Origin of the sequence: Intestinimonas sp. HCP28S3_D6, assembly GCF_052065695.1 — a bacterium.
Classification (GTDB): Bacteria; Bacillota; Clostridia; order Oscillospirales; family Oscillospiraceae; genus Intestinimonas.
In genome coordinates this window covers 51,282-60,873 of the sequence record NZ_JBQHTM010000017.1, presented here as the reverse complement: position 1 = coordinate 60,873, position 9,592 = coordinate 51,282, and the positions used below count along the sequence as shown (strand labels likewise).

8 protein-coding genes, 1 pseudogene and 1 other annotated feature are annotated in these 9,592 nt (G+C 60.6%); of the genes and pseudogenes, 3 read left to right on the top strand and 6 right to left on the bottom strand.

What is annotated here, in order from left to right; all coding sequences use genetic code 11:
* The first annotated feature begins 165 nt into the window (after window positions 1-165).
* Entirely contained in the window at window positions 166-705 is a 540-nt protein-coding gene (locus tag ACTNBK_RS07690; protein WP_441145050.1) for a hypothetical protein, read from the top strand.
* 159 nt (window positions 706-864) lie between these two features.
* Here the strand turns inward: ACTNBK_RS07690 and tnpA are convergent.
* The 5 genes and pseudogenes from tnpA to ACTNBK_RS07665 form a co-directional block, all read right to left on the bottom strand.
* Window positions 865-1,311 (bottom strand): annotated as a pseudogene (gene tnpA / locus ACTNBK_RS07685) (IS200/IS605 family transposase).
* Window positions 1,312-1,488: 177 nt separating this feature from the next.
* Window positions 1,489-2,289: an ABC transporter ATP-binding protein gene (locus tag ACTNBK_RS07680; RefSeq protein ID WP_441145048.1), complete on the bottom strand. Its 801-nt coding sequence runs from the start codon at window positions 2,287-2,289 to the stop codon at window positions 1,489-1,491.
* Between the two features lies 1 nt (window position 2,290).
* Window positions 2,291-3,199, bottom strand: a complete 909-nt coding sequence (locus ACTNBK_RS07675; RefSeq protein ID WP_294511666.1) for an ABC transporter permease — start codon at window positions 3,197-3,199, stop codon at window positions 2,291-2,293.
* Between the two features lie 67 nt (window positions 3,200-3,266).
* On the bottom strand, window positions 3,267-4,304 hold the full coding sequence (locus tag ACTNBK_RS07670; protein WP_441145046.1) for an ABC transporter substrate-binding protein: 1,038 nt from the start codon (window positions 4,302-4,304) through the stop codon (window positions 3,267-3,269).
* 72 nt (window positions 4,305-4,376) lie between these two features.
* Window positions 4,377-4,631, bottom strand: a binding site (T-box leader).
* Between the two features lie 43 nt (window positions 4,632-4,674).
* Window positions 4,675-5,577 carry a DMT family transporter gene (locus ACTNBK_RS07665; protein ID WP_441145044.1) on the bottom strand — a complete coding sequence of 301 codons (903 nt, stop codon included), beginning with the start codon at window positions 5,575-5,577 and terminating at the stop codon, window positions 4,675-4,677.
* A gap of 63 nt (window positions 5,578-5,640) precedes the next feature.
* Between ACTNBK_RS07665 and ACTNBK_RS07660 the strand changes: the two genes are divergently transcribed.
* Window positions 5,641-6,228 carry a DNA-3-methyladenine glycosylase gene (locus tag ACTNBK_RS07660; RefSeq protein ID WP_441145042.1) on the top strand — a complete coding sequence of 196 codons (588 nt, stop codon included), beginning with the start codon at window positions 5,641-5,643 and terminating at the stop codon, window positions 6,226-6,228.
* Between the two features lie 29 nt (window positions 6,229-6,257).
* Window positions 6,258-6,881 (top strand): HAD family hydrolase, encoded by a 624-nt coding sequence (locus ACTNBK_RS07655; protein ID WP_441145040.1) that lies wholly within the window; start codon window positions 6,258-6,260, stop codon window positions 6,879-6,881.
* A gap of 114 nt (window positions 6,882-6,995) precedes the next feature.
* Here ACTNBK_RS07655 and ACTNBK_RS07650 read toward each other — a convergent pair whose 3' ends face one another.
* Window positions 6,996-9,473, bottom strand: coding sequence for an ATP-dependent helicase (locus ACTNBK_RS07650; RefSeq protein WP_441145038.1), 2,478 nt, complete (start codon window positions 9,471-9,473; stop codon window positions 6,996-6,998).
* Between the last annotated feature and the right edge of the window lie 119 nt (window positions 9,474-9,592).

Sequence of the window (9,592 nt, the reverse complement as noted above, 5' to 3'; positions counted from 1 at the left end):
GCCCAGGATGGAAGCCAGCGGCTTCCATCCTGACCGACGCTCTGATTAACTAAGTTCTACCGTGCAGGTGTCCAGCTTGCACTTGCAATTTGCGGCCGATAAATAATAGAGATAATATAAAGAAGTAGTGTGAAATCTGCAAAGCAGAAAGGAAGCTGTGCATCTATGGGTTACGCGCTCTATCTCGTGGGCTGTGTCCTTTTGGCCGCTCTGGCAGCCATGGCCAACCCTTTCAGCTCAAGTTTTCAACTGGTGCCCGCCAATCTGTGCAATCTGGTGGACCTCCCCACCCTGGTCTGGGTGCTGGCCGTCTGTGCCTTGGCCTTGCTGGGCACCCGTTCCCTGCGCCCCTTCGGCCGTGGGCTCCGGGCCGCCTTCCGGCGGGAAGCCCTCCCCGCCGCCCAGGCCCGGGAGAGCCTTTCGGCCTGGAAGCTGGTGTCCCTGGCCGCCCTTCTGGCCGGCGGAATGGGCTTTCTCAACAACCTGTTTGCCATGATGCACAGCCTTGCTTTCACGGATGAGGTGGGTCTGGCCCTCAATCTGGCCTGTCTCGCCCTCTATTACGCCCTGTTTCTTGACCTGCTGCTGCTGCCCGTGGGGGTCCTCCTCAAACGGCAGCTGGAGACCACAGCCCGAAACGTCAAAAATGACGGCTCTATCCAGGGGAGCATCTCCCTGCGCACCGGCCGAAGGAAGGCCGGCTAAACCAGAAAACGGACAACCTGTACCGGCAATTTTAAATATTTCCGTCGCCGCAATACCCCCCCGGCCTAGCCGGGGGTTTTTCATAGACGGGGAAAACCCTTTCTTTCTAGTCTGCACGTCACGTCGTGCAAGTACGATCTACCAGCCGTGAGAATTCTGTTACCTGCTACCCGTAAACGGGTTTAAAAATTTCCCATTGTCAACTGTTCCCCAGCCTTATCCTCATCCAGCTGGTGGCGGATATACTCTTCTATTTTCTTTGCATTCTTTCCTGCCGTATCAACGTAATAGCTTCGGCACCAAAATTCTCGATTTCGGTACTTGTATCGCAATTCTGGGTATTTCTCATAGATCATCAGGCTGCTTTTCCCTTTCAGATACCCCATAAAACTAGAGATCGCTACTTTAGATGGTATCTCAACCAACATATGTACGTGATCCACATACTTCTGCTTCGATAATTAGGATTTTCTTCCAATTACACAGCGTGCGCAGAATTTCTCCTGTCTCCCGCCGCTTTTCCCTATAAAATACTTTCCTTCTGTATTATACAATATGGTATTTGCAATTCCACCGTGTATGCGATAAACTATTTACGTCATCGATCCGGATGGCCTCCCTTTGATTTTTCTTGTGCAGTTGGCAGACCGCACTTTTATGATAGCAAAGGGAGTCTTTCTTCCTTCATCATCGCCAGCTGGCTTCTTTTGAACCACTCGCCTAATGCGTGATTTTCTTTATACAAAAACGGCTCCGCACCTTTGGTGCGGAGCCGTTTTCGGCTTAAGAGAGCAGGATGCGGTCGTTATCCAGGGCCTTCCCCGCCCCCGCCCGGAACCGGGAGAGAAGGTCGTCCACGGTGAGGCTCTTCCGCTCCTCCCCGCCGATGTCCAACACAATCCTCCCGTTATCCATCATCAGGGTGCGGTTGCCCAGCTCCAGGGCGTTTTTCATGTTGTGGGTGATCATCAGGCAGGTGATGCCATCCCCTTCCACAATCTCCCGGGTGAGCTTGAGGACCTTGTCCGCCGTGCCCGGGTCCAGGGCCGCGGTGTGCTCATCCAGGAGAAGCAGCTTGGGGGGCACCATAGTGGCCATCAGCAGGGTGAGAGCCTGGCGCTGTCCGCCTGAGAGAAGCCCCACGGGCTGGCTCATGCGGTCCTCCAGGCCCATGTCCAGCTTGGCCAGCTGATCCCGGAAAAAGTCCTTGTCCTTCTTCCCCACCCGGCTGAAAAAGGCCTTCTGGTGCTTGGCAGTGCGGAGATAGGCCAGGGCCAGGTTCTCCTCGATGGTCATGTGGGGGGCGGTCCCACGCATGGGGTCTTGGAAGAGCCGGCCGATGCGGCGGCTGCGGCGGTAGGCGGGCAGGTAGGTGAGATCCTCCCCGGCCAGGAAGATACTGCCCTCATCTGTATAGAAGTCTCCGGCGATGGCGTTGAAGAGGGTGGACTTACCGGCGCCGTTGGAGCCCACAATAGTGGCAAAATCCCCGTCAGCCAGGGTAAGGCTCAGGCCGCTGAGGGCCGTCTTCTCATTGACTGTTCCAGGGTTGAAGGTTTTGGAAATGTTCTTGATCTCCAGCATCTCAATGCTCCCCCTTTCGGGCCGCCAGGGCCTTGCGCTTCTTGGCCTGGAAGGCCGCCCAACGCCGGACGGTGGGCGCCGCGATGGCCACACCCACGATAATGGCGGAGACCAGCTTCATGTAGTCGGAGGGAACGTTGGCCCGGAGGGCGGCGGCGTAGATGAAGCGGTAGATGATGCTGCCCAGGATGACCCCCACCACTCGGCGGACCATGGAGCCCTTGCCGATGAGGGTCTCGCCGATGACCAGGGCGGCCAGCGCCAGCACCACCATACCGGTACCGCTGTTGATGTCGGAGAAGGTGTTGTACTGGGCCACCATGGCGCCGGAAAGGCCGGTCATGGCGTTGGCCACGCACAGACCCACAGTGATGGTAAAGGTGGGGTTGATGGAGGAGGCCCGAACCATGTCGGCGTTGTCACCAGTGGCACGGATGGAAAGTCCCAGTCGGGTACCCAGGAAGAGGACCAGCAGCACACACACCACCAGCACCAGCAGGGCGGTCACCACCAGCTTATACCAGCTTCCCCCAAATCCTGCATCCTTGGCCAGGGTGTAAATAGAGGCTTTCTGGAAGAGGGATAGGTTGCTGGTGCCCATGACCATCAGGTTGATGCTATAAAGGCCGATGTTGGTGACGATACCCGCCAGGATGGAGGGAACCCCCAGCTTGGTCTGGAGAAAGGCTGTGATAAAGCCGGCGGCCGCAGTGGCCAGCATGGCGGCGGGAAGGGCCAGGATGGGGTGTCCGGCCACACAGCACACCGCGGAGACGGAGGCTCCCAGGACAAAGGCGCCATCTGTGGTCATATCGGCGATGTTTAAAATAGAAAAGCTCAAAAAGAGGGCCAGGGCGATGGGGGCGTAGAGAAATCCGGCCTCCAGTGCCGTCTGGATGATGGTGAGCATGGGGACGCGCTCCTTTCACATGGGTCAGCCCCCGCCGGTGGCCGACGGGGGCTCTGCCTTTTATTGCTTACTCCTGAGAGGTCTGGACCTCCACCAGGCTGGCGCCCATGTCCTGGAACATGGTGTAATCCACGCCCAGCGCAGCTGCCGTTTCGGTGTTCACCGTGATGATGTCGCCGGAGACGGTGATGAAATCAGCGGGCACGGTACCGCTCTGGAGGACCTCCACCGCCAGATCAGCGGTCTGGGCACCCAGGTCGGTGTAATTCACGCCGCAAGTGGCAAAGGCACCGTTGCGGACGAAGGAGTCGGCTCCAGCATAATGGGGGATGCCGGCCTCGATCAGGGTGGGAGCGATGGCCAGCTCAGCGGCCTGGACCACATTGTCGGTGGGGGTAAAGACGGCGTCTACCTGATCCAGCATGGAGTTGACAGCGGCCACGATCTCATCGGTGGTATTGCCGGTCTTGTCGATGTAGGCGATACCCTTCTCGTCCAGGTAAGCCTTGGCGGTCTCGATGGCGGGGGCGCTGTTGACCTCACTGGTGGAGTAGAGGAGGCCCACTGTCTCCACATTGGGATTCTGGGCCAGCATCATGTCCAGCAGCAGCTCCACGTTCAGAGCATCACTGGTGCCGGTGACATAGGAGATGCCGGTGAGACCCGCCACCTCGGGATAACTGACGGTGCCATAGATGACAGGGGTCTCACTCGCCTCCGCCACGGAGGCCATCTGCTGGGCGGCAGTGGTGCCGATGGGGATGATGGCGTCATAGCCGTCGGCAATGATTTGGGCACCGATCTGGGCCAGGGTGGAGGGATCGTTGTTACCGTTGAAGTCCTCGTAGTCGATCTCCACCCCCAGCTCGGCGGCCTTCGCGTCCAGCTCAGCGGTGATGGCATCCCGGATCTCATTCATGGAGGCGTGGTCCAGCTGCCGCACCACGGCCACCTTGTAGCCCTCCCCGCCGGAGGAGGTGTTCTCCGTAGTGGCAGTACCAGTGGGGACAGGAGTTGTGGCGGTCCCGCCTCCGCAGGCGGCGAGAGACAGGGTGAGGGCGGAGGCGGCGGCCAGAGCAGTCAGCTTCTTCATGGTGTTTTTCATTGTAATTTCTCCTTTTTTGAGTATTGGGCGGCAGATGGAGCCAGCAGGTGTAAAAAAACGCTTTTGTCCCACACATGGGACAAAAGCGTTTCAAACACTTCTGCGATACCACCCAAATTGACGCTTGCGCGTCCACTCGCTTCACGCACCATCATGCGTGCCCGATGGATAACGGGTGGGGACCCGTCGGCACCTACTTGGCGCTTCCACGCCGTTCAAGCCGCCCTCTGGAGGCCATTCACCGGTTTCCTCGCGCCCCGATCACACCACCCGGGACTCTCTTTGGCTTGGAACGAGCCGGCTACTTCTCTCCATCACTGGTTTTGGATGATTTACTTGTGTGTCATTATACGCAGGTAGCGAGCAAATGTCAACCTTTTTTTCTCAGGAAGGAAAACTTGGTCTCCGAGCACACCACAGCGATAAAAATGAGGGCAAAGCCCACGAACATGAGAGGGGTAGGCCGCTCGTCGGCAAAGAGGATGGAGAAAAAAACGCCAAAGGGAGCTTCCAGGGAGAGGAGAACAGCGGCAGTGGCGGGGGCGGTATATTTTTGGCCGATGTTCTGGAACAGAAGGGCGCCGCAGGAGGCAAAGATCACCAGATAGGCCAGTCCAAAGATGAGGTTGCTGTCAAAGACGGCGGGATTGGGCGCAGGGCTGGCGAAGAGGGCGCCGATCCAGGAGAAGATGGCAAAAGAGGCAAACTGGAGGGTGGTGAGGAGGAAGATGTCCCGGCCCTCGGAGTACTTGGCCACCGCCACGATGTGGCAGGCGAAGAAAAAGCCGCCGATGAGGGTGAGTATGTCGCCCATATTGAAGGAGGTGGCGTTCTCACCGGTGACCGACACCAGGGCGATGCCTGCAATGCACAAAAAGGCGGCCAACACATTGTACCGGTCAGGCCGGCGGTGGGCGATGGCCCAGTAGAGGAAGGGGACGATGACGCAGTAGACAGCGGTGAAGAAGGCATTCTTGCCCGAGGTGGTCTGCTCCAGGCCGAAGGTCTGGAAGGCGTAGGCCACAAAGAGGCATAGACCCATAACGGTGCCGCCGATGAGGTACCCCCGGTCCAGCAGCTTCCACCGCTTCCAGAACACCACCGCCAGCACAATGGCGGCAAAGCTGAACCGGATGGCCAGCAGCCAGAAGGTGGGCAGCACATTCACGCTGTTTTTCATAACCACAAAGGAACTGCCCCAGATGATGGTGGCCAGGACGATGAGGGGACTCGCCAGCTTGGAAAGGACGCTGTTTTCCGTTTTCTCACTCATGTTGTACTGCTCCTTCAGGTGTGATAGAATAGTGGACAGACTGCCGGGCTGGAGGGATGACCTATGAAAACACTGCCGCGGGCCTTCTATGACCGGGACACCCTGGAGGTGGCCCGGGACCTGCTGGGAAAACATCTGGTCCGCCGGGTGGACGGGGCGGAACTGGTGGTCCGCATCACGGAGACGGAGGCCTACATCGGCGCCGTGGACAAGGCCTGCCACGCCTACGGCGACCGCCGGACCGCCCGGACCGAGACCCTGTACGCCCAGCCGGGGACGGCCTACGTCTATCTCATCTACGGCATGTACCACTGCCTCAACTTTGTCACCGAGCCGGAAGGCACCGCCGCCGCCGTGCTGCTGCGAGGGGTGGAGGCGGTGGCGGGGATGGACTGCATGGCCAGAAACCGCTTCGGCCGGAAATTTGACCAACTTACGGCCTACCAGCGGAAAAACTTTCTCAACGGCCCGGGTAAGGTGTGCAAGGCCCTGGCCGTCACTCGGGCCCACAACGGCCTGGACCTCACCCGCGGAGGTGAACTCTTTCTCTGCGACGGCGAGGCCCCGGCGGGGGAGATCCACGTGGGCAAGCGGGTTGGCATTGACTACGCCGAGGAGGCGGTGGACTTCCCCTGGCGGTTCTGGCTCTGACATAATTCACGCATGGAGGATTGACAGATATGCTTTTATTCGACCTGGACGGCACCCTCATTGACTCCAACGATATTTGGACCAATATCGATGTAAATTTTCTCACCCGCCGGGGTCTGGAGATCACGCAGGAATACCTTTATGCCGTAAGTCCCTCTACCGTCCCTCTAGCGGCGGTATTCACCCGGGACTACTTCCACCTGGACATGACCCCTGAGGAGATCGTGGCTGAGTGGATGGATGGTGCCCTAGACGCCTACCGGAACGTAGCACTGAAACCCGGGGTCATGGCCTTTCTAGAGCGCTGCCGGGACCGTGGGGAGCACATGGCCCTGGTCACCGCCTGTGTGCCCGAGCTCTGCCTCACCGCCCTCCAGTGCCACGGTCTGGAATCCTTCTTCCCCGACATCATCTTTGCCCAGGAACTGGGTCTAGAAAAGCGCGATCCGGAGGTCTACCGGCTGACGGCGGAGCGGTTAGGTGTGGCCCCCAAGGACTGCATTTTATACGAGGACGCCCCCCACAACTGCACCGCCGCCCAGAGCGTGGGCATGAAGGCCATTGGGGTCTACGACCAGTTCTATGCCAAATTCCAGGACCAGATGCGCCGCAGCTGCGACGGCTATATCACCAGTTTTCTGGAACTGCTTTGACCCGTGCTCCGGCGCGTCGTCAGGGCAAAGTCCGATTCACTCCGTTTCCGCACTTGCGGCCTGAGCCGTGTTTTTCCACAGTCTGTGCCCCGGCACTTAGCCGGGGCCTTTTTCTTATCCCTTGGTCATGTGCTGGGCCGCCGAGCGGAGCATGAGCCGCTTGGTGCCCACCGAGTCGAAGGCAATCTCGATGAGGGCGTCGCCCCCCATGGGCTGGACCGACAGGACCATGCCCTTGCCGAAGGCCTTGTGGACCACGGCATCCCCCTTCTGGAAGGACGGGAGACTTGCTGCGGGCCGGGCGCCGGGGGCAGGGCGGGCAGCACCGGCCGTCCGGCGGGGCTGAGGCACGGAAGCAGTCCGGCCGGTCCGGGGCTCCGTAGCCCAGGCGGTGCCGTAGCCGCCCCGGTTGAAGGTGCGGGGGGCGGGGGCGCTCTGCCACCGGCCGGCGGCGTCGTCATCGCTCCGACTCAGGGGGCTCCGGCCGCTCTTCTCCACGAACTCCTCCGGAATCTCCCCGGTGAACCGGGAGGGCCGGTTGGCGCTGGTGCGCCCGAAGAGCATCCGCTGGGCGGCGCAGGTCATGTAGAGCCGTTCCTTGGCCCGGGTCATGGCCACGTAGCACAGCCGCCGCTCCTCCTCCATCTCCTCGTCGTCGCCGATGGCGCGGACGCCGGGGAAGATGCCCTCTTCCACGCCCACCACAAAGACCACCGGGAATTCCAGGCCCTTGGCCGAGTGCATGGTCATCATGACCACACAGTCCTCGTTGGGGTCGTGGTTGTCCAGGTCAGTGTAGAGGGCGATCTCATCCAGGAAACCGGAGAGGGAGGGCTCCCCCTCGGCGTTTTCCAGATAGTTGTTGATGGAGGTGAGGAGCTCCCGCACGTTCTCCAGCCGGGTGCGGTCCTCCACCGTGTTCTTGGCCTCCAGAGCCACGGCGTAGCCCGTCCGGGCCAGGACCTCCTCGTAGAAGTCGGGGAGGGACAGCTCCCCGGAGAGCTTCCGCAGTCCGTCCATCAGGTCGGTGAACTGGGCCAGCTTGGCCGCCGCCTTGCCGAGGTCGGGGTAGGCTTTGGCGTGCTTCACCACCTCCCACAGGCTCTTCCCCTCCCGGGCGGCGATGGCCTGGGCGGTGTCCACCGTCTTCTGGCCAATGCCCCGGGCGGGGACGTTGATGATACGGGCCAGGCGCAGGTCGTCGGCGGGGTTGTTGAGGGCGCAGAGGTAGGCCAGCATGTCCTTGACCTCCGCCCGGTCGAAGAAGCGGATGCCCCCGATGATGCGGTAGGGCACGCCGTTGCGCTTGAAGGCCTGCTCGATCTGGTTGGACTGGGCGTTCATCCGGTAGAGGACGGCGTTGTCCCGCCAGGGGCGGCCCTGGCTGTACCCAGCCAGGATCTGGGCGGCCACATACTGGGCCTCGTCGCTCTCGTTCATGGCGGTGTAGACCTGGAGCTTGTCCCCTTTCTCATGGCGGGTCCACAGCTCCTTGCCCTTCCGGCCCTGATTGTGGCGGATGACAGCGTTGGAGGCCTCCAGAATATTGCCGGTGGAGCGGTAGTTCTCCTCCAGGCGGATGACCCTGGCCCCCTTGTACTGGTTCTCAAAGGACAGGATGTTCTCTATGGTGGCCCCCCGGAACCGGTAGATGGACTGGTCGTCGTCGCCCACCACGCAGATATTCTCCCACCGGCCCGCCAGCAGGGCGGAGAGCCGGTACTGGAGCTGGTTGGTGTCCTGGTACTCATCAATGAGTACATAACGGAATTTCCGCTGATAATAATCCCGAACGTCATCATATTCCTGGAGCAGGCGGACGGTATCCAGGATGAGGTCGTCGAAATCCAGGGCGTTGGCCTCCCGGAGACGGCGCTCATATTCCACATAGACCTTGGCCATGCGGGTGAGGCGGTAGTCCCCTTGCTTCTCGCACCGGGCCAGGTAGTCGGGGCCGGAGAGCATCTCGTCCTTGGCCTTGGAGATTTCGGAAAGGATGGACCGGGGCGGGAAGGTCTTGTCGTCCATGTTGAAGTCCTTCAGGATGTTCTTGACCACCCGCTCGGTGTCGGCGGAGTCGTAGATGGTAAAGGACTTGTCAAAGCCCAGCCGGTCGATATCCCGGCGGAGGATGCGCACGCAGGCGGAGTGGAAGGTGGAAGCCCAGATGTCGTTGGCGTCGGGTCCCAGCATCTTCTCCAACCGGGCCTTCAGCTCCCCGGCGGCCTTGTTGGTGAAGGTAATGGCGATGATGGACCAGGGCACGGCGGGGTCCAGGCGGCACAGCCGCTCCGCCTCTTCTCGGCCCTCAGCCACTGGATGGGCGGCGTAGGCCTCCAGGAAGAAGAGATCATCCTCAGTGACCCACTCGGGCACCTGGTCGGAGTCGGACCCCCGACCGTACTTCATCAGATTGGCCACCCGGTTGATGAGCACGGTGGTCTTGCCGCTGCCCGCGCCGGCCAGCACCAGCAGGGGCCCCTCGGTGCTCAGCACCGCCTGGCGCTGCTGGGGGTTCAGGTTCTGGTACTCCCCAGCGATGGCGGCCCGGCGGGCCTTGCAGAATCTCAGTTGTTGCTCATTGTCCAGCATATGTTCACCCATTTTCTCTTTTCGCTGATATTGTATCTGATTTCCGTCCACAGGTCACACGTGGAACTCGCATGGCTGCCCTTCCAAAATGGAATGCCCTCCGGCACAAATACGCCGCG

Excerpts from the sequence above, each read along its gene's own strand:
- ACTNBK_RS07665 (WP_441145044.1), bottom strand. The coding sequence starts at position 5,577 with ATGAGTGAGAAAACGGAAAACAGCGTCCTTTCCAAGCTGGCGAGTCCC.
- ACTNBK_RS07690 (WP_441145050.1), top strand. The coding sequence starts at position 166 with ATGGGTTACGCGCTCTATCTCGTGGGCTGTGTCCTTTTGGCCGCTCTG.
- ACTNBK_RS07670 (WP_441145046.1), bottom strand. The coding sequence starts at position 4,304 with ATGAAAAACACCATGAAGAAGCTGACTGCTCTGGCCGCCGCCTCCGCC.
- ACTNBK_RS07680 (WP_441145048.1), bottom strand. The coding sequence starts at position 2,289 with ATGCTGGAGATCAAGAACATTTCCAAAACCTTCAACCCTGGAACAGTC.
- ACTNBK_RS07675 (WP_294511666.1), bottom strand. The coding sequence starts at position 3,199 with ATGCTCACCATCATCCAGACGGCACTGGAGGCCGGATTTCTCTACGCC.
- ACTNBK_RS07660 (WP_441145042.1), top strand. The coding sequence starts at position 5,641 with ATGAAAACACTGCCGCGGGCCTTCTATGACCGGGACACCCTGGAGGTG.
- ACTNBK_RS07655 (WP_441145040.1), top strand. The coding sequence starts at position 6,258 with ATGCTTTTATTCGACCTGGACGGCACCCTCATTGACTCCAACGATATT.
- ACTNBK_RS07650 (WP_441145038.1), bottom strand. The coding sequence starts at position 9,473 with ATGCTGGACAATGAGCAACAACTGAGATTCTGCAAGGCCCGCCGGGCC.